Genomic DNA, 19,527 nt, shown 5'->3' on the forward strand with positions numbered 1-19,527 from the left:
GAGAAGACGATGAAATACCTATGCCTGGTCTATTGTGAAGAAGGTCTGCTGCACAGCTTGCCCGACAGCCCCGCCGATGCCGAGTGTATGGCGTATGCCGAAGCGATCCAGGGCAGTGGGCGGATGCTCGCCGCCGAGGCGCTCAAGCCCGTGCAGACTGCCACCACCGTGCGTGTCCGGGGGGGGCATATGAGTCTGACCGACGGGCCGTTTGCCGAAACCAAAGAACAACTTGCGGGCTTCTATCTGGTCGATGCCCGTGACCTGAATGAAGCCCTGAACATTGCCAGGGGCATTCCTGCCGCCAGAGTTGGCAGTGTCGAAGTGAGGCCGATCCGCGAGTTGCAACCTTGAGTCGAAGGAGAACAACAAGATGAGCCTTCACCCTCCAGGGGCTGCGCAGTATGAGCTGTCCCTCAGCCGATTGATTGATGCTCCGCGTAGAAAAGTGTTCCGGGCCTGGACTGACCCGCAGTTGTTGGCCCAATGGTGGGGGCCGAACGGCATGATTACCCCGGTGTGTGAAATGCAGTTGTGGGTAGGCGGGTTGTTTCGCACGGTGATGCAGGCGCCAGACGGTGCCGAGTATCCCAATCAGGGGGTGTTCCTGGAAATTCTTGCACCTGAGCGAATTGTTTTCACTGATGCTTTCGGACCCGGCTGGGTGCCGTCGAGCAAGGCATTCATGACGGCGGTAGTGACCTTCGAGGATGTTCAAGGCAAAACCCAGTACACCGCACGCGCCTGGCACTGGAACGCCGCCGATTGCTTGGCCCATGAAGAAATGGGTTTTCATCGTGGGTGGGGTGAAAGCTTGGACCGACTGGTGGCATTGGTGACCACGCAGATGCCGGACTGATGGCAACGCAGGCCCAAGTGCAGGCTGAGGTCGAGTCGGTTTACCAGCGCGAGTCGCGGCGTATTCTGGCCACGTTAATTCGCTTGCTGGGAGATTTCGATCTGGCTGAGGAGGCCATGCACGAAGCTTTTTTTGTTGCTGTCGAACGTTGGCAGCGCGATGGAATACCCGCCAGTCCAAGGGCCTGGCTGGTGTCCACCGGACGCTTCAAGGCTATCGACGGGTTGCGTCGGCGCGCCCGCTTCGACCGCACCCAGGCGCAGTTGATGATCGCGTTGGAGGCGCAGCAGGAGGATGAGGTGAAAGACGACGAGGAGCTGGAAGACGATCGCCTGCGCCTGATCTTTACCTGTTGTCATCCGGCGTTGGCCGCCGATGCCCAGGTGCCACTGACCTTGCGTGAGGTCTGCGACCTGACCACCGAGGAAATCGCCCGGGCCTTTCTACAGAGCCCGGCCACTATTGCCCAGCGCATCGTGCGTGCCAAGGCGAAGATCCGTGATGCGCAGATTCCCTATCAAGTGCCGGCGCTGAACGAATTGCCGGAGCGCCTGGACAGTGTGCTGAGGGTCATTTATCTGGTGTTCAACGAAGGCTACTCGGCGTCCTCGGGCGACAACCTGATGCGCAACGACCTCAGTGATGAAGCGATTCGCCTGGGGCGGCTGTTGCAGCAATTGCTGCCAGACCCGGAAGTGCTGGGGTTGCTGGCGTTGATGTTGCTGCAGGCTTCGCGGCAGGACGCGCGCAGTGACGACAAGGGCGAATTGATTTTGCTCGATGAACAGGATCGCAGTCTTTGGAATCGCGCATTGATCGCCGAAGGCAGCGAGTTGGTGCAGCAGGCATTGCGAACGCGCCACTTCGGGGTGTATAGCCTGCAAGCTGCAATTGCTGCGGTGCATGCTGAAGCGGCTAGCGCAGAACAAACCGACTGGGAAGAAATTGTCGGCCTTTACGATGTATTGCTGCGGGGCTGGCCATCGCCTGTGGTGGAACTCAATCGTGCCGCTGCCTTGGCGTCACGCGATGGCCCCCAGGCGGGGTTACTGGCGGTGGACGCGATTCTGACGCGCGGCCAGTTGCAGGACTATCACCTGGCCCATTGCGCCCGTGCTGAACTCTGTCGGCAACTGGGGCGCGTGGATCAAGCGCGCGCGGCCTATCAAACCGCGCTGAACCTAACCCAACAAGGTGCCGAGCGGCGTTTTATCGAACGCCGCTTGAGCCAGTTGTGAGGTTTAGCCGATGGTGATTGGCGGCGGGCTGACCAATTCCACTGTCTGTTGTTTACGCGGCGCGAGGATCTCAGCCTCGCCATCGACGACCAATTCGTCATTCTGATTGAACACCCGCGTGGCGATGCGCACTTTGAACTTGGGCAGCTTTTCCAGGATTTCCAGGCGTACGGTCAGGGTGTCGCCAAACTTGACCGGCTTCTGGAAGCTCATGGTCTGTCCCAAATAAATGGTGCCCGGGCCAGGCAGTTCGCAGGCAACTGCGGCGCTGATCAGTGCACCGCTGAACATGCCGTGGGCGATACGCTCCTTGAACATGCTCTTGGCCGCGAACTCGGCATCCAGGTGGACGGGGTTGTGGTCACCGGACATCGCTGCGAACAGCTGGATGTCACGTTCTTCGACGGTCTTGCTGTAACTGGCGGTCTGGCCGACTTCAAGGGCTTCGTAAGGAGTGTTGGTGACCTGGGACATCGATTCGGTTCCTGCTGAGGGTGTGGAAACGGCCATTATTCACTGCGGGCAGGGCGGCACAGGGCCAACGCGTGCTCACACCAGTCAATGATCGCGGCCGTGACCTCGTCACGGTTGGTTTCGTTGAGCAGTTCATGTCGCGCTTTTGGATAGAGCTGCAACTGAACATGCTGGTTGCCGGCCAAGCGCAAGGCACCGGCCAGATCCTTGAGACGCTTGCCGGCACTGACCGGATCACATTCCCCGCCCATGACCAGGATCGGCAGGTTCGGATCGATCTGTTTGAGGTTGGCCGGTTGGCTGATTTGTTCAAGCCCCATCAGCAGGTCGATCCATAGCCGGTTGGTGCAGCGAAAGCCGCACAACGGGTCGGCAATGTAGCGGTCGACTTCGGCTGTGTCGCGACTGAGCCAGTCGAAGGCTGTGCGAGTGGGTTTGAACGCTTTGTTGAACGAGCCAAAGGACAACCATTCGATCAATGCGCTGTGACCCAGTGGTCCCTGGCGCCAGGCCTCCAGCCGCGCGATCATGCAGGCCGCGCGGTACAGCGCCGGTGGCTGGAAATTCGAGCCACTGAGAATCGCACCTTGCAGGCTGGCGCCGTGGTGGATCAGATACGCTTGGGCAATGTAGCTGCCCATACTGTGGCCCAAAAGAAACACAGGGGTGCCAGGGAATTGCTGGCCGATGTGCTGGTTGAGCAGCCCGAGATCGTTGACCACGGCGCTCCAGCCATTGTGGTGAGCGAACAGCCCCTGGGTTCCGAGTTCGGCGGTACGGCCATGACCGCGTTGGTCATGGGCAATCAGGGCATAACCTGCAGCACTCAGGGCCTGGCCTAGGCGCTGATAGCGACCGGCATGCTCGGCCATGCCGTGGGCCAGCAACACGACGGCCTTGATGGGCGTGCTCGGCAGCCATTGGTAAACATAAAGGCTGCAGTGATCGCTGGCCGGTAGCCAGAACGCATCGTGGTGCATGGCGAGTCCTTGTGCGCACAGGTGAATGAATCAGCTCAGTGTATAACTCAAGCGCACAATCGAGAGGTCGCAATAAACAAGATTCATAATGTTAATGACAGTGCTTGGCATATTTGCCACCTGCGGCATACCTGCTACCGTCGGCACAACATCCTCTCGTCAAGCAGACAGAGGACCGGAGCGGCCAAGGTATGAGGACAAGAATAAATGCAAGCTGATTTCTGGAATGACAAACGTCCTGCAGGTGTTCCGTCGAGTATCGACATGAATACTTACAAGTCTGTGGTCGAAGTATTTGAGCGCTCTTGCAAGAAATTCGCTGACCGTCCTGCGTTCAGCAACCTGGGGGTAACCCTGACGTATGCCGAGCTGGAACGGCACTCCGCAGCCTTCGCCGCTTACCTGCAGCAACACACCGATCTGGAACCGGGCGACCGCATCGCCGTGCAGATGCCCAACGTGCTGCAGTACCCCATTGCCGTGTTCGGTGCCTTGCGCGCCGGACTGATCGTGGTTAACACCAACCCGCTGTATACCGCGCGTGAAATGCGCCACCAGTTCAAGGATTCCGGCGCCCGGGCACTGGTGTACCTGAATATGTTCGGCAAACTGGTGCAGGAAGTGCTGCCCGATACCGGCATCGAATTCCTCATCGAGGCGAAGATGGGCGACATGCTGCCGACGGCCAAGGGATGGCTGGTCAACACCATCGTGGCCAAGGTCAAGAAGATGGTGCCTGATTACCATCTGCCTCAGGCTGTATCGTTCAAGACCGCGCTCGGCCAAGGCCGGGGGGTTATACCCAAACGCGTGTCGCTGAGCCTTGAGGATATCGCCGTACTGCAGTACACCGGCGGCACCACCGGCCTTGCCAAGGGCGCGATGCTGACCCATGGCAACCTGGTCGCCAACATGCTTCAGGTGCTGGCGTGTTTCTCGCAGCATGGAGAGGACGGTCAACGGCTGATCAAGGAGGGGCAAGAGGTGATGATTGCACCGTTGCCGCTCTATCATATCTATGCCTTCACCGCGAATTGCATGTGCATGATGGCCACCGGTAATCACAACGTGCTGATCACCAACCCTCGAGATATTCCAGGGTTCATCAAAGAACTGAAAAAGTGGAAGTTTTCCGGGCTGCTTGGCCTGAACACCCTGTTCGTGGCGCTGATGAATCACCCGGAGTTTAAGAACCTCGACTTCTCTGCCCTGAAAGTCACCAATTCAGGTGGCACGGCCCTGGTCACCGCCACCGCTGAACGTTGGGAAAGTCTTACGGGCTGTCGCATTGTCGAAGGGTACGGCTTGACCGAAACTTCGCCTGTGGCCAGCGCCAACCCCTATGGCAAGCTGGCACGCCTCGGCACTGTCGGCATTCCAATGCCGGACACGGCATTCAAGGTCATCGACGATGAGGGAGTCGAACAACCGCTGGGGGAGCGCGGCGAGCTGTGTATCAAGGGCCCGCAAGTAATGAAAGGCTACTGGGAACAGCCACAGGCCACTGCCGAAGCACTGGACAGCGATGGCTGGTTCAAGACCGGGGATATTGCCGTGATCGATCCGGATGGCTTTACCCGGATTGTCGATCGCAAGAAGGACATGATCATTGTTTCGGGCTTCAACGTGTACCCGAACGAGATCGAAGAAGTGGTCATGAGCCACCCACAGGTGGTCAACTGCGCGGTGATCGGCGTACCTGACGAGCGTTCGGGGGAAGCGGTGAAACTCTTCGTAGTACCGCGTGACGGTGGTGTCACCGTTGAAGAGCTCAAGGCCTTCTGCAAAGCCAATTTCACCGGCTACAAAGTACCCAAGCAAATCGTGCTGCGTGACTCGCTGCCGATGACGGCAGTGGGCAAGATCCTGCGACGCGAACTGCGCGACATAGCCTGACGGCAACTACAGTCTGCCGGCTACGAGCGGCAAGTGATGCACGCCGAGCCGACCCGTTCGGCTTGCAGCTTGCTGCTTGATTTTTCGAGCTTTAGTCTTTTTACTCTAAAAATGACCATTGAGTTATCAAGAGTCATTTTTGTGACTGTTTGGGCTTCTTTAGCTCTAGTCGACCGTTTGCAAAGCTGCTAATCTCGGCCCGCTTGTGATTTTCTGGTTTGCAATAAACCGTAATCTTATATCAATAATAATCGCATCGACTGCGGTGAAGAATTCGCTGGTGCTGGAGGAGTGGGCTTCCATGATCGAAAACTTTTGGAAGGATAAGTACCCAGCCGGGATTGCTACGCAAATCAATCCGGATGAGTACCCGAATATCCAGGCAGTATTGAAACAGTCCTGCCAACGCTTTGCTGACAAGCCAGCCTTTAGCAACCTGGGCAAAACCATCACCTACGGCGAACTGTACGAGCAGTCGGGGGCGTTTGCCGCTTACCTTCAGCTAAACACGGACTTGCAACCCGGTGATCGCATCGCCGTTCAACTGCCCAATGTGCTTCAGTATCCGGTTGCTGTGTTCGGCGCTTTGCGTGCGGGCCTGATCGTGGTCAACACCAACCCGTTGTATACCGCACGGGAATTGGAGCACCAGTTCAACGACTCCGGCGCCAAGGCGCTGGTGTGTTTGGCCAACATGGCGCACCTGGCTGAAAAGGTAGTGCCCAAGACCCAGATCAAACACGTTATTGTCACCGAAGTGGCCGATATGCTGCCACCGGTAAAACGTCTGTTGATCAACAGCGTGATCAAGTACGTCAAGAAAATGGTCCCGGCCTATCATTTGCCGAAGGCGGTCAAGTTCGTTGACGTGTTGCGTCAGGGCGCCGGCAAACCGGTGCAGGAAGCGAATCCTGACCGCAATGATGTTGCCGTGTTGCAGTACACCGGTGGTACCACCGGCGTTGCCAAAGGGGCGATGCTTACACACCGTAACCTGATGGCAAATATGCTGCAGTGCCGGGCGTTGATGGGCTCCAACCTCAATGAAGGTTGCGAGATTCTGATTACCCCGTTGCCGCTTTATCACATTTACGCCTTTACCTTTCATTGCATGGCAATGATGCTGATTGGCAACCACAACATCCTGATCAGCAACCCGCGCGATTTGCCGGCGATGGTCAAGGAGCTGTCGAAGTGGAAGTTCAGTGGTTTTGTCGGTCTGAACACGCTGTTCGTTGCCCTTAGCAACAACGAAAATTTCCGCAAGCTGGACTTCTCGGCACTGAAAATCACCCTGTCCGGTGGTATGGCCCTGCAGATGAGTGTTGCCGAGCGCTGGAAAGCGGTAACCGGTTGCGCCATTTGCGAAGGCTATGGCATGACCGAAACCAGCCCTGTGGCGACAGTCAATCCTGCCGAGCACAACAAGGTCGGCACCATTGGCATTCCGGTACCTTCAACCCTGTGCAAGATCGTCGATGACGCCGGTGTCGAGCTGCCGTTAGGTGAAGTGGGTGAGCTGTGTGTCAAAGGCCCGCAGGTGATGAAGGGCTACTGGCAGCGACTGGAAGCCACCAACGAGATTCTCGACAGTGAAGGCTGGTTGAAAACCGGTGACATTGCCCTGATCCAACCCGATGGTTACCTGCGTATCGTCGACCGCAAGAAAGACATGATTCTGGTGTCCGGATTCAACGTCTATCCCAACGAGCTCGAAGATGTGCTGGTGGCACTGCCGGGTGTGCTTCAGTGTGCCGCTATCGGTGTGCCTGACGAGAAGTCCGGTGAGGTGATCAAGCTGTTCATTGTCGTACGGCCAGGTGTCACGTTGACCAAAGAGCAGGTGATGGCGCACATGCGTGCCAATGTCACTGGCTACAAGGTGCCGCGCTTCATCGAGTTCCGGGATGCGTTGCCGACCACTAACGTCGGTAAGATCCTGCGCCGTGAACTGCGTGATGAGGAGCTGAAAAAGCTCGGTCTGAAGAAGATCGCCTGATAACGATCCTGTCACAGCAACCGGCGTTGCCGGAAAAAAGGGCCGCTTTGCGGCCCTTTCTCGTTTTGCCTTGGTTTCAGCGCAATTTCTCGAGCATTTGGTAGTACCACATGCCTGCCGCCAGCAACGGATTGCCCAGCACATCGCCCATCGGCACTTTGATGTGTTTGCAGCCGGCAAAGGTATCGAACTTCTCCAGCGTGCCGGTCAGTGCCTCAGCCATGATTTCACCCATGATGTGGCTGGTGGCAATGCCGTGTCCGGAATAGCCCTGGCAATACCAGACGTTGTCCGAGAGCTTGCCCAGCTGCGGAATACGGTTGACCACGATGCCCATGGCGCAACTCCACTGGAACTCCAGTGGCACCCCTTTCAATGCCGGGAAGGTGCGCTCGATGCAGGGACGCAGCTCGCCGGCAATGTCACGCGAGTCACGACCTGAATAGTTGGCGCCACCCCCGAACAGCAGGCGACCGTCAGCCGTCATACGGTAATAGTCGAGAACAAAGCGGCAGTCATAAACCGCCAGGTCCTGAGGGTTGATTTGTGCTGCCAACTCCCCGAGTGGGGCGGTGGTCACGATGCCGCCCATGGCCGGGAATATCTTGCCCTTGAGCTGACGCTTTTCCAGTTTGTGGTAGACATCACCGGCTAACAGGATCTGCTTGGCTTCGACGCGTCCCTGCGCCGTTACCACTGCCGGGTGATCGCCGTGGACGATCTCCAGTACTTCGGAGTTTTCGAAGATCAATGCACCAAGGCTGTGGGCTGCACGGGCTTCGCCCAGGCACAGGTTGAGCGGATGCAGGTGCAGGTTGCGCAGGTTCTTCAAGGCGCCAATGTACAGCGGGCTTTGCAGGTGTTTGCTGACCGCATGCCGATCGAGCAATTGCACCTGATCACCCATGCCGCGGCGCTGGGCTTCGGCCTCAAAGGCCTGCAGTTCTTTCATGTGCGAAGCTTTCATTGCCGCATGCAAATGACCGTGCTTGAGGTCGCATTCAATCCCGTAGCGCGCGACCCGCTGCTCGATGATCTGGTGGCCGCGCCAGCGCAGTTGCCAGATGAAGTCATCGACGTCGTCGCCAAGCTTTTCGCGCATCTGCTTGCGCATTGCCTCGTCACCGGAAAGGCTGCCAGTGACCTGGCCGCCGTTGCGCCCGCTGGCGCCCCAACCAATGCGGTTGGTCTCGACAATGGCAACCTTGAGGCCGCGCTCGGCCAGTTCGACGGCGCTGGCAACGCCAGTGAAGCCGCCACCAATGATTACGACATCGACCTTCACGGTACCTTTGAGCGTCGGGTACTGGGTGGTGTCGTTGAGACTGGCGGTGTAATAGGAGGCACTGCGCTGGGCGGTGCTGGTGTTCACGGCTGCATTCATAAAAAATCCTTGGCGCAAAAATAAAAGGGCTCAGGCCTGGGTCAGATACCAACGCCAGTCCTGTTCGCCGACTTCGGCCATGAACTGTCGGTACTCGGCACGCTTGACCGCCAGGTACACACCCAGAAACGCTTCGCCGAATGCTTCACGCGCCCACTCCGACGCTTCCAGCGCCTTGAGCGAGGCGAGCCATTCGGTAGGTAGCAGTTCCTTGGCCTGGGCGTAGCCATTGCCTTCGACCGGGGCGCCCGGGTCGAGCTGCTGACGAATGCCGCTGTGCAGGCTGGCGAGAATGGCGGCTGCGGCCAGGTAAGGGTTGGCGTCGGCGCCACAGATGCGGTGCTCAATATGACGGCTGTTGGCTGGGCCGCCTGGCACGCGCATGCTTACGGTGCGGTTGTCGACGCCCCAGGTCGGCGCCAGCGGTGCGTAGCTATTGGCCTGGAAGCGGCGATAGGAGTTGGCATTGGGGCAGAACAGCAGCAGCGAATCGAGCAGGTGCTTGAGCATACCGGCCACCGACTGGCGCAGCAGTGGTGTACCGGCCTTGTCGTCGCTGGCGTAAAGGTTGTTGCCTTCAGCGTCGGCCAGACTCACATGCATGTGCATGCCGGTCCCGGCGAGGTGATCGAACGGTTTGGCCATGAAGCAGGCCTGCATGCCGTGCTTGTGAGCCACACCTTTTACCAGGCGCTTGTAGCGAACAGCCTGATCCATGGCCAGCAAGGCATCGCCATGCTCCAGGGTGATTTCGACCTGGCCTGGGGCGTATTCGGAAATCGCTGTGCGCGCCGGAATACCTTGGGCCTTGCAAGCACTATAGAGGTCGGCAAGGAACGGCTCGATCTGTTCCAGTTCGCGCAGGCCGTACACTTGCGTGCCGCGTGGGCGTGCGCCATCGCTGTCCAGGGCGGGTTGCGGACGTCCCTGATGGTCACGCTTCTGATCGAGCAGGTAGAACTCCAGCTCACAGGCCATCACCGGGTGGTAACCCTCGGCCTTGAGCGCATCGATCACCTTGACCAGTAGATGGCGCGGATCGGCGATGGTAGCCGGCATGCCTTCGCTAGGGTGCATGCTGACCTGCACCGCTGCGGTGGGAATCTGCCGCCAGGGTAAACGCACCAGGCTGTCTTTCAGAGGGTAGGCGCGACAGTCGATATCACCCACATCCCAGACCAACCCGGAGTTTTCCACATCGTCGCCATTGAGGGTCAAGCCGAGGATGGTGCTGGGCAGTGGTCGGCCGCTTTCATACACCGCTAACAGCTCTTCACGGTGTAGCAGCTTGCCGCGTGGCACGCCGTTGGCATCAAGAATGAACAGTTCGATCATCTCGATATCCGGGTTTTGTGCCAGGAATGTTCGGGCTTGCTCGATGGAGGCAAATTGCATGCAGTTCTCGCTAGCGCCATCAGGCGCACAGGACTGTTTCCGCTATGGGGCGACAGTCAAAGACAGGTAGGCCAAGGCTGGCCGATGAAATCAGTCTAAGGCGAGAGCGTTATCTGGTGGGCGGGCATGGCGGCAGTGCCACAAGGCCCAGAAGGCGAGAATAATGTGAACCAGCGGGTTTTCCCCAGAGCGAGCCCGTACCTTCGGAAACGAAGGGCGCAACAGCGAACGGGGCTTACACAGGGGCGAAGTCATGCCGCGATACTCCCATGCCAGCGAAGGTTCATTAAATCAGCCTTTGTATACCTTCAGTTTGCCTAGCGCTAAACAATCATCGCGCCACCCTGACCGTGCCGAGCGGGGGCAAATCTGCGACAATCGCAGCCCTTCCTATGCCGATCATGAAAAAGCAGGCTCACCTGCACGACTAAAAAGCGCCCATGACTGACCACGCTATCGATCAACTGTTGAAAAACCTCGACCATGCAATGATTGCCGAGCGTCATCGCCTGCGCCGGCAACTGCACGAAATACGCAAACGCCCGGACGAGGCCAGGCTGGCTCAGTGGGTGGAGAAGGTCCAGGCGTCCTGCGCACAGGTCGCGGCGCGTAAAGCCAGCGTGCCGAGCATCCGTTACGACGACAGCCTGCCGATTGCGGCCAAGCGTGACGAAATCATGAAGGTCCTGGCCAAGCATCAGGTGCTGATCATTGCCGGCGAAACCGGCTCGGGTAAAACCACTCAGTTACCGAAGATTTGCCTGGAGCTCGGACGTGGCCAGCATGGTCTGATTGCCCACACACAGCCCCGGCGTATTGCGGCGCGCAGCGTCGCCGCGCGTGTGGCCGAGGAATTGGGTACGCCGCTGGGCGCGCTGGTGGGTTACCAGGTGCGCTTTGAAGACCAGAGCGACGCCAATACCCTGGTCAAACTGATGACCGACGGTATTCTTCTTGCCGAAACCCAGCACGACCGTTTTCTTGAGCGCTACGACACCATCATTGTTGACGAAGCCCATGAACGCAGCCTGAACATCGACTTCCTGCTCGGTTACTTGAAGACCTTGCTGCCACGGCGTCCGGACCTGAAGGTCATCATCACTTCGGCGACCATCGACCTTGAACGCTTCTCCAAGCATTTTAACGATGCGCCGATCATCGAGGTCTCGGGGCGTACTTATCCGGTGGACACCTGGTACCGACCGCTGACCAGCGAGCAGGACGAGGAAGGTAATCAAGTAGAAGATGACCTGACCGTTGACCAGGCGATTCTCGCCACACTCGACGAGATCGCCAGCTTTGAGCGTGGCCAAGGCAAGGGGCCGGGCGATGTGTTGGTATTCCTGCCCGGTGAGCGCGAGATCCGCGATGCCGCCGAAATGCTGCGCAAGGCGCAATTGCGCCACACCGAAATCTTGCCGTTGTATGCGCGCTTGTCGCCGGCCGAGCAGCAGAAGATTTTCCAGTCCCATCCGGGGCGACGCGTGGTGCTCGCCACCAACGTTGCGGAAACGTCGTTGACGGTGCCGGGTATCCGTTACGTGATCGACAGCGGTACAGCGCGGATCAGCCGCTACAGCTACCGCGCCAAGGTTCAGCGCCTGCCGATCGAGGCGGTGTCGCAGGCCAGCGCCAATCAGCGCAAGGGCCGTTGTGGCCGGGTCGAGCCGGGTATTTGCGTACGCCTGTACAGCGAAGAAGATTTCAACGCGCGGCCGGAATTTACCGACCCTGAAATTCTGCGCACCAACCTGGCTGCAGTGATCCTGCAGATGCTGCACCTGCGCCTGGGTGAGATCGACGCCTTCCCGTTTATCGAGCCACCTGACGGCAAGGCCATCAGCGATGGCTTCAACCTGTTGCAGGAACTCTCCGCAGTAAACCGTGAGAACCAGTTGACCCCCCTGGGGCGCCAGTTGGCACGCCTGCCGGTCGATCCACGCCTGGGGCGGATGCTGCTCGAAGGTGCCAAGCAGGGCAGCCTCAACGAGTTGTTGATTGTCGCCAGCGCCTTGTCGGTGCAAGACCCACGCGAGCGTCCACCGGAGCGTCAGCAGGCCGCCGACCAGGCGCATGCGCAATGGAAGGACGCCGACTCCGACTTCGCCGCATTGCTCAGCCTTTGGCGTGGCTTTGAAGAGCAACGCCAGGCCCTGACTGCCAGTCCGCTGCGTAACTGGTGTCGGAAGAACTTCCTCAACTATCTGCGCTTGCGTGAATGGCGTGATGCTCACCGGCAACTGAGCCTGATTTGCCGTGAACTGCAATTGAGCGTCAATAAAGAACCGGCCGATTACCAGAAGTTGCACAAGGCGATTCTGTCCGGCTTGCTCAGCCAGGTCGGCCATAAAACCGAAGACGGCGATTATCTGGGGGCTCGCCAACGACGCTTCTGGGTACATCCCTCTTCGGGCCTGGGCAAGAAGCGCCCACAGTGGATCATGACCGCTGAGCTGGTAGAAACCACCAAGTTGTATGCGCGTATGGTGGCCAAGATCGAGCCGGACTGGATCGAACCGCTGGCAACCCACTTGATCAAGAAGAACCATTTCGAACCGCACTGGGAAAAGAAACGCGGCCAGGTGGTAGCTTTTGAACAGGTGACGCTCTATGGCCTGATCGTGGTCGGTCGTCGTCCGGTGCACTTCGGTCCGATCGACCCGGTGATGTCACGAGAGTTGTTCATTCGTGAAGCACTGGTAGGTGGCGAAATTCAATCGAAAGCCAAATGCCTGAGTGCCAATCGCAAGTTGCTCGAGCAACTTGACGAGCTTGAAGCCAAGGCCCGGCGCCGCGACATTCTGGCCGATGAAGAAACCCTCTACGGCTTTTATGAAGAGCGTCTGCCTGCCGAGATTCACCAGACCGCAACTTTCGACAGTTGGTATCGGGTCAACAGCCAGAAAGATCCGCAACTGCTGATCATGCGCGAAGAAGACGTGCTGGCACGTGAAGCCAGTGAAGTTACTGCCGCGCAGTATCCAGATACCTTGCGCCTGGGCGACTTGAGCCTGGCGCTGAGTTATCACTTCGAGCCCAATCATCCTCGAGATGGTGTCACCGTGCGGGTGCCGGCGCCATTGTTGCCAAGCCTGCCGGGCGAACGCCTGGAGTGGTTGGTGCCGGGTTTGCTCGAAGCCAAATGCATTGCCCTGGTGCGTAACCTGCCCAAAGCATTGCGCAAGAACTTCGTGCCGGTGCCAGACTTCGTCAAGGCCGCCCTGCAACGCATGACCTTTGCCGAAGGCTCGTTGCCTCAGACCCTGGGACGTGAATTGTTGCGCATGACCGGGGCTCGGGTCAGCGATGAAGCCTGGGCTGAAGCCGCCGGGCAGGTGGACAATCACCTGAAGATGAACCTGGAAGTGGTCGATGCCCACGGCAAGTTTCTTGGTGAAGGTCGCGACCTGACCGAACTGACCGCACGCTTTGCGGCTGCCAGTCAGGCTGCACTGGCTGTGCCGCAGACCGAAAAAAGCCAGCAACCGGTCCAGGCCAAGGCCTTTGCTCAGGTTGCCGAAACCGTCCAGCAAAAGATTGCCGGTCTTTCCATGACGGTTTATCCGGCGTTGGTGGAAGAAAACGGGACGGTCAAGGAAGGACGCTTCTCAACCCTCGCCGAAGCCGAGTTCCAGCACCGTCGCGCCTTGCAGCGCCTGCTTTTGCAACAACTGGCAGAGCCGGCCAAGTTTTTGCGTGGCAAGCTTCCCGGTCTGACCGAACTGGGCTTGTTGTATCGCGAGTTGGGGCGCGTCGACGCGTTGGTGGAGGATATCCTTCTGGCCAGCCTCGACAGCTGCATTCTGGAAGGAGAAAGCAACTTGCCTCGCGATGGCGCGGGCTTGGCCTCGCTGGCCGAACGCAAGCGCGGTAGCTGGACCGAGCACGCGGAGCGGTTGGCCCGCCTGACCCTGGAGATCCTCAAGCTCTGGCATGGCCTGCAAAAGCGCTTCAAGGGCAAGATCGATCTGGCCCAGGCTGTGGCGCTCAACGACATCAAACAGCAGTTGAGCAACCTGGTTTATCCGGGCTTTGTCCGCGAAACCCCAGGGGTGTGGCTCAAGGAGCTGCCGCGCTACCTCAAGGCGGTTGAATTGCGCCTGGAAAAACTTGGCTCGCAGGTGCAGAAGGACCGGGTCTGGAGTGGCGAACTGAGCAACTTGTGGGCGCAGTACAAGGCCCGCGCTGACAAGCACGCTCAGGAAGGCAAGCGTGATGAACAGCTGACGGTGTACCGCTGGTGGCTGGAAGAGTACCGGGTTTCACTTTTTGCCCAGCAGTTGGGCACCAAGGTGCCGGTTTCTGACAAAAGACTCAGCAAGCAGTGGAGTCAGGTAGAAGCCTAAACCCCAGGAGTTGTGGCACACTTGGCCGATATTCGCCGCTGCCGTGTCATTGTTGCCGGCAGCAGCGCTTACCGAATGTGGTGCCCTGCAGCGGTCCCGCGTGCCGGGATAATTATGTGCAAGAGTTGGTACGTTAGTGCCAGCCAAGCGAATTGAACAGGCCGGTGCCCGTCAGGCATCGGCCCCTGAACAGAGGAACGACCGTGCATAACGTCGTCATCAGCGGCACCGGCCTGTACACCCCGGCCAACAGCATTTCCAACGAAGAGCTGGTGGAGTCTTTCAACGCTTATGTGCAGCAGTTCAACGCCGACAATGCTCAAGCCATCGAACGCGGTGAAGTGCAGGCGCTGGCTCCGTCCGACGCCGCGTTCATCGAAAAGGCCTCGGGTATCAAGAGCCGTTTTGTCATGGACAAGGCAGGGATTCTCGATCCCCAGCGCATGAAGCCACGCTTGCCGGAACGCTCCAACGAAGAGCCGTCGATCCTCTGCGAAATGGCTGTAAAAGCAGCCGAACAGGCATTGCAACGCGCCGGCCGCAGCGCTGCCGATGTCGACGCGGTGATCGTTGCCTGCTCCAACTTGCAGCGCCCGTATCCGGCCGTTGCCATCGAAGTGCAGCAAGCTCTGGGTATCAACGGCTTTGGCTTCGACATGAACGTCGCCTGCTCCTCGGCCACTTTTGGTATTCAGACTGCCTGTAACAGCGTGCAGTTGGGCCAGGCTCGTGCGGTACTGGTCATCAGTCCGGAGATTTGCACCGGTCACCTGAACTTCCGCGACCGTGACAGCCACTTCATCTTTGGTGATGCGGCGACTGCGGTGTTGGTGGAACGCGCCGACCTGGCAACCTCTGCGCACCAGTTCGATATTGTCAGCACCAAACTGCTGACGCAGTTTTCCAACAATATCCGCAACAACTTCGGCTTCCTCAATCGCGCTGCCGAAGAGGGCATCGATTCCCCGGACAAACTGTTTGTCCAGGAAGGCCGCAAGGTGTTCCGTGAGGTCTGCCCGATGGTCGCTGAACTGATCGCTCAGCATCTGGCGGAAAACGCCATCGACGTGAATGACGTCAAACGTTTCTGGCTGCACCAGGCCAATCTGAGCATGAACCACCTGATCGTCAAGCGCCTGCTCGGCCGCGAAGCGCAGGAAGAAGAAGCACCGGTGATTCTCGACACCTACGCGAACACCAGCTCGGCAGGTTCAGTAATTGCGTTGCACAAGTACCAGGATGACTTGGCTAAAGGATCCCTGGGTGTGCTCAGTTCCTTCGGTGCTGGCTACTCGATCGGCAGCGTGATTCTGCGCAAGCGCTGAGTCTGATGTAACAAGCCGCACGTTTCGACGTCAATTGCGCACGTCCAGAATGAGGTGGCGATGTCGGCCGATAATGAAGCACGCTTGCTTGAGCGCCTGTTGCTCGCCGATCAACAGGCATTCAAGGAGCTGGTAACAACGTATCAGGGCGCCATGCGCGCCGTGGCCTATGCCATTCTAGGCAGCCGTCAGGCCGATGAAGCGGTGCAGGATGCCTGGCTGGCGGTGGTGCGTGGCCTGCCAGGCTTTCAGCGCCGTTCCAGTCTGAAAACCTGGTTGCTGACCATCACCGCAAACGCGGCCAAAAACCGATACAAACAAAATCGCCGCGAGGTGCTGCTCGATGACTTGCCTTCCCCGCATGGCACTGTCGGCGATGCACGCTTCGCCAGCGATGGTCATTGGTTGACCGCGCCTTCCTCGTGGCACGAAGACTCCCCGGAGGCACTGCTCAGTCAGGATGAACTGCGTGAATGCCTTGAGCACACCTTGCTCAGTCTGTCGCAGTTGCAAAGCAGCGTTCTGATCCTGCGTGAACGTCAGGGATTGCCACTCGAAGAGATTTGTAATCTTCTCGGTATCTCGCTCTCCAATGTCCGCGTGCTGCTGCACCGGGCAAGATTGAAGGTCTTTGCCACCCTGGAACACTTCGAGGAGACGGGCCAATGCTGAGCTGCAAGGAACTGGTCGCCTGCTCAAGCGATTACCTCGACGGGCAACTCAGCCTCGGTGAAAAGCTGCTGGCTCGTCAGCACCTGCTGTTTTGCCGGAACTGCCGGCGATTCCTCAGGCAGATGCGGGTGACCCAAGCGACGATCAAGGCTATGCCGGAGGCGCCGGTAGACGATGTTGATGAAATCGTCCAGCAGATGACGAAAGCACGCCCACCTCACGACGGCCCCTGAAAAACCTGCTTGAAGGCTCTGCAACGGGGCTTTTCGGCTTATTCGCATTCGAAGTAAAAAGTTCCCCTGTCATAAAAGATTTATATAAAAGCCACTGATCTGACACACCTCCCCGCCAAGATTCCTCCCCAGCACAAGTGGCCAAAGCCGCGTGTTTTTCCAACATTATCAAGACCATAAAGTAGGGGAGCTTCTTCGATGATCCGTAAGCACTTCGCAGGTTTCGCAGCCAGCGCCTTGGCAATGGCCGTTACCGCCCAGGCTTTCGCGGGTACCGTGACTACCGACGGCGCCGATATCGTAGTCAAGACCAAAGGTGGCCTCGAGGTCGCTACCACCGACAAGGAATTCAGCTTCAAGCTGGGCGGTCGAATCCAGGCTGACTACAGCCGTTTTGACGGTTTCTACACCAACAACGGCAACACTGCCGACGCCGGTTACTTCCGTCGCGCCTACCTGGAACTGGGCGGTGTGTTGTACACCGACTGGGCCTACCAGATTGCTTACGACTTCTCGCACAACTCCGGCGGCGACAACCGTTCCGAAGACGGCTACTTCGACGAAGCCTCTTTGGCCTACAACGGCTTCAAGCCAGTTTCGATCAAGGTGGGCCGTTTCGACCCCGAGTTCGGTCTGGAAAAAGCCACCAGCTCCAAGTGGGTAACCGCCCAGGAGCGTACCGCTGCTTATGATCTGGTCGACTGGGCCAACGCGCACAACGGCGGTATGGGCCTGCAGGCATCCGGTAACGCCGGTGACTCGCTGTACGGTTCGGTAGGTGTGTTCGCCAAGGACGCCACCAACCAGGACCAGGATGGCGACAGCACCAAGCAGTTCAACCTGCGCGGTGTCTTCGCGCCGATGCACGAAGCCGGCAACGTCCTGCACTTCGGTATCAACTACGCCCAGCGCGATCTTTCCGATACTGCCTTTGATGGTCGTATCCGCAGCCGCCTGGGCATGCGTGGTGTGAGCACCGATGGTGGTCAGGATGCGGGCAGCAACGGCAATCGCCTGGTTCTGGGGGGTGCCAACAATACCCCAGCCGGTGCATTTGACACCGACAAGGCCTGGAACCTGGAAGCTGCATGGGCCATGGGCCCATTCTCGGTGCAAGGTGAATACATCAAGCGTGACACCCAGGCCGATGACGATGCGTTCAGCGACATCAAGTCTGAAGGTTACTACGGTCAATTGGCTTACACCCTCACCGGTGAAGCGCGTGGCTACAAGCTTGGCAAGTTCGACGCGATCAAGCCGTCGAACAAGCAGATCGGTGCCTGGGAGCTGTTCTACCGCTATGACCACCTGAGCGTCGATGATGACAACGGCGCATTTGCCGACATTGGCGATGTCGAAGCCAAGGTGCACAACGTGGGCCTGAACTGGTACGCCAACGAGTCGATCAAGCTCAGCGGCGTCTATGTCAAAGCCAAAGTCGACAACGCTCAGAACGCTGCCGGCGACGACAGTGGCGACGGCTTCGTAATGCGCGCGCAATACGTGTTCTAAGCAACACCGCTCCTTATCCGTTAGATCTTCAGCCCCGCACTCGCGGGGCTTTTTTTCGTCGGTGCGACGAGGCAGACTGCAGCAATGCCTATCCATATCCTGTCACAGCTTGCCGAGCTCACACCTGCCACCTGGGATGCCCTGGTGCCGGGCGAGCAGCCTTTTTTGCGTCACGCTTTCCTGAGCAGCTTGGAGGACAGCGGCAGTGTCAGCAGGCACACGGGCTGGATACCGGTCCATCGGGTGTTTGCCGATGCTTCTGGCCACCTGCAGGCCGCTATGCCGTGCTATGTGAAGTCGCATTCTTTCGGGGAGTACGTGTTCGATCACGGTTGGGCAGATGCCTGTGAGCGGGCGGGCATCGCCTATTACCCGAAACTGCTGTGCGCCGTGCCGTTCTCGCCTGTGTGTGGCCCACGCCTGCTTGGCGATCCTCGCGTCGCGGCTGAACTTGTTGAGCAGCTTGCCGAAGATTTGCCCGGGTTGGGGTTGTCCGGCGCGCATATCAACTTTACCGACGATGTGGGGAACGCGGTGATGCACGGCCGCGAAGGCTGGATGGAGCGCCTGGGGTGCCAGTTTCACTGGCGCAACCAGGGCTACCGCGACTTTCAGGATTTTCTCGACAACCTCAGTTCACGCAAGCGCAAACAGATGCGCAAGGAGCGTGAGCAGGTTGCGGGGCAGGGTATCGAGTTTCGCTGGTACCGGGGCGATGAGCTGAGTGAAGCGCAGTGGGATTTTGTTTTTGCCTGTTATGCCAACACCTATGCGGTGCGGCGTCGTGCGCCGTACCTGACCCGGTCATTCTTCAGTTTGTTGGCCGAGCGTATGCCCGCGGTAATTCGTGTGGTCATGGCCCGCCAGGCAGGGCGTGACGTAGCCATGGCCTTCAGCCTGGTTGGGGGTGACAGTCTCTATGGTCGTTACTGGGGGTGCCTTGATGAGTTTGACCGGCTGCATTTCGAAACCTGCTTCTACCAGGGCATGGACTTTGCCATTGCTGAAGGCTTGCAGCGATTTGATGCGGGGGCGCAGGGCGAGCACAAGCTGATTCGTGGGTTCGAGCCTGTGATTACACGCTCATGGCATTACCTGTTGCACCCGGGGTTGCGCCGCGCCGTGGAGGCGTTTCTCCACCAGGAGCGGGCAGGGGTGCTGGCCTATGCCGAAGAGGCACGCACGGCACTGCCTTATCGGCAGGCCGGATAACG

The 19,527-nt window shown here is 58.7% G+C and carries 15 protein-coding genes; 11 read left to right on the forward strand and 4 right to left on the reverse strand.

Annotation, left to right across the window (positions count from 1 at the left end; translation table 11 throughout):
• The first annotated feature begins 9 nt into the window (after positions 1-9).
• The 3 genes from H8F21_RS20455 to H8F21_RS20465 are packed head-to-tail and all read left to right on the forward strand — an operon-like array spanning position 10 to position 2,097.
• The gene (locus tag H8F21_RS20455) at positions 10-354 is read left to right on the forward strand and encodes a YciI family protein (RefSeq protein WP_203585220.1); all 345 of its coding nucleotides are present in this window, start codon (positions 10-12) and stop codon (positions 352-354) included.
• 19 nt (positions 355-373) lie between these two features.
• Positions 374-859: an SRPBCC family protein gene (locus tag H8F21_RS20460; RefSeq protein WP_203585221.1), complete on the forward strand. Its 486-nt coding sequence runs from the start codon at positions 374-376 to the stop codon at positions 857-859.
• Entirely contained in the window at positions 859-2,097 is a 1,239-nt protein-coding gene (locus H8F21_RS20465; RefSeq protein WP_203475834.1) for an RNA polymerase sigma factor, read from the forward strand. The genes H8F21_RS20460 and H8F21_RS20465 overlap by 1 nt, the downstream gene beginning before the upstream one ends.
• A gap of 3 nt (positions 2,098-2,100) precedes the next feature.
• On the opposite strand, the gene H8F21_RS20470 is transcribed toward H8F21_RS20465, so the two are convergent.
• Complete coding sequence (locus H8F21_RS20470) at positions 2,101-2,571, reverse strand: MaoC family dehydratase (RefSeq protein ID WP_203585222.1); 471 nt, start codon at positions 2,569-2,571, stop codon at positions 2,101-2,103.
• Positions 2,572-2,606: 35 nt separating this feature from the next.
• Entirely contained in the window at positions 2,607-3,551 is a 945-nt protein-coding gene (locus tag H8F21_RS20475; RefSeq protein WP_203475833.1) for an alpha/beta hydrolase, read from the reverse strand.
• 207 nt (positions 3,552-3,758) lie between these two features.
• On the opposite strand from H8F21_RS20475, the gene fadD2 reads away from it, so the two are divergent.
• Both fadD2 and fadD1 read left to right on the forward strand, forming a co-directional pair.
• Positions 3,759-5,447, forward strand: a complete 1,689-nt coding sequence (gene fadD2 / locus H8F21_RS20480) for a long-chain-fatty-acid--CoA ligase FadD2 (RefSeq protein ID WP_203475832.1) — start codon at positions 3,759-3,761, stop codon at positions 5,445-5,447.
• Positions 5,448-5,748: 301 nt separating this feature from the next.
• Positions 5,749-7,446, forward strand: coding sequence for a long-chain-fatty-acid--CoA ligase FadD1 (fadD1, locus tag H8F21_RS20485; protein WP_203475831.1), 1,698 nt, complete (start codon positions 5,749-5,751; stop codon positions 7,444-7,446).
• Between the two features lie 76 nt (positions 7,447-7,522).
• Here the strand turns inward: fadD1 and H8F21_RS20490 are convergent, their stop codons facing one another.
• Both H8F21_RS20490 and H8F21_RS20495 read right to left on the reverse strand, forming a co-directional pair.
• Positions 7,523-8,830 (reverse strand): NAD(P)/FAD-dependent oxidoreductase, encoded by a 1,308-nt coding sequence (locus tag H8F21_RS20490; protein ID WP_203475830.1) that lies wholly within the window; start codon positions 8,828-8,830, stop codon positions 7,523-7,525.
• 30 nt (positions 8,831-8,860) lie between these two features.
• Positions 8,861-10,225, reverse strand: a complete 1,365-nt coding sequence (locus H8F21_RS20495) for a glutamine synthetase family protein (RefSeq protein WP_203475829.1) — start codon at positions 10,223-10,225, stop codon at positions 8,861-8,863.
• 440 nt (positions 10,226-10,665) lie between these two features.
• Here H8F21_RS20495 and hrpA point away from each other — a divergent pair, with 440 nt between their 5' ends.
• The 6 genes from hrpA to H8F21_RS20525 all read left to right on the forward strand — a co-directional run bounded on the left by hrpA (position 10,666) and on the right by H8F21_RS20525 (position 19,525).
• Positions 10,666-14,571, forward strand: coding sequence for an ATP-dependent RNA helicase HrpA (gene hrpA, locus H8F21_RS20500; RefSeq protein ID WP_203585223.1), 3,906 nt, complete (start codon positions 10,666-10,668; stop codon positions 14,569-14,571).
• A gap of 203 nt (positions 14,572-14,774) precedes the next feature.
• The gene (locus H8F21_RS20505; RefSeq protein WP_136477637.1) at positions 14,775-15,896 is read left to right on the forward strand and encodes a beta-ketoacyl-ACP synthase III; all 1,122 of its coding nucleotides are present in this window, start codon (positions 14,775-14,777) and stop codon (positions 15,894-15,896) included.
• Between the two features lie 60 nt (positions 15,897-15,956).
• The gene (locus H8F21_RS20510; RefSeq protein ID WP_203475827.1) at positions 15,957-16,568 is read left to right on the forward strand and encodes an RNA polymerase sigma factor; all 612 of its coding nucleotides are present in this window, start codon (positions 15,957-15,959) and stop codon (positions 16,566-16,568) included.
• On the forward strand, positions 16,562-16,801 hold the full coding sequence (locus tag H8F21_RS20515) for an anti-sigma factor family protein (RefSeq protein ID WP_203475826.1): 240 nt from the start codon (positions 16,562-16,564) through the stop codon (positions 16,799-16,801). Before H8F21_RS20510 ends, H8F21_RS20515 begins: the two co-directional genes overlap by 7 nt.
• Positions 16,802-16,999: 198 nt before the next feature.
• A complete protein-coding gene (locus H8F21_RS20520) occupies positions 17,000-18,313 on the forward strand; it encodes an OprO/OprP family phosphate-selective porin (RefSeq protein WP_203585224.1) in 1,314 nt (437 codons plus the stop codon).
• A gap of 84 nt (positions 18,314-18,397) precedes the next feature.
• Positions 18,398-19,525: a GNAT family N-acetyltransferase gene (locus H8F21_RS20525; protein WP_203475824.1), complete on the forward strand. Its 1,128-nt coding sequence runs from the start codon at positions 18,398-18,400 to the stop codon at positions 19,523-19,525.
• The last annotated feature ends 2 nt before the right edge of the window (positions 19,526-19,527 follow it).

The sequence above is a fragment of the Pseudomonas arcuscaelestis genome (genome assembly GCF_016881005.1).
GTDB classification, from domain to species: Bacteria; Pseudomonadota; Gammaproteobacteria; order Pseudomonadales; family Pseudomonadaceae; genus Aquipseudomonas; species Aquipseudomonas arcuscaelestis.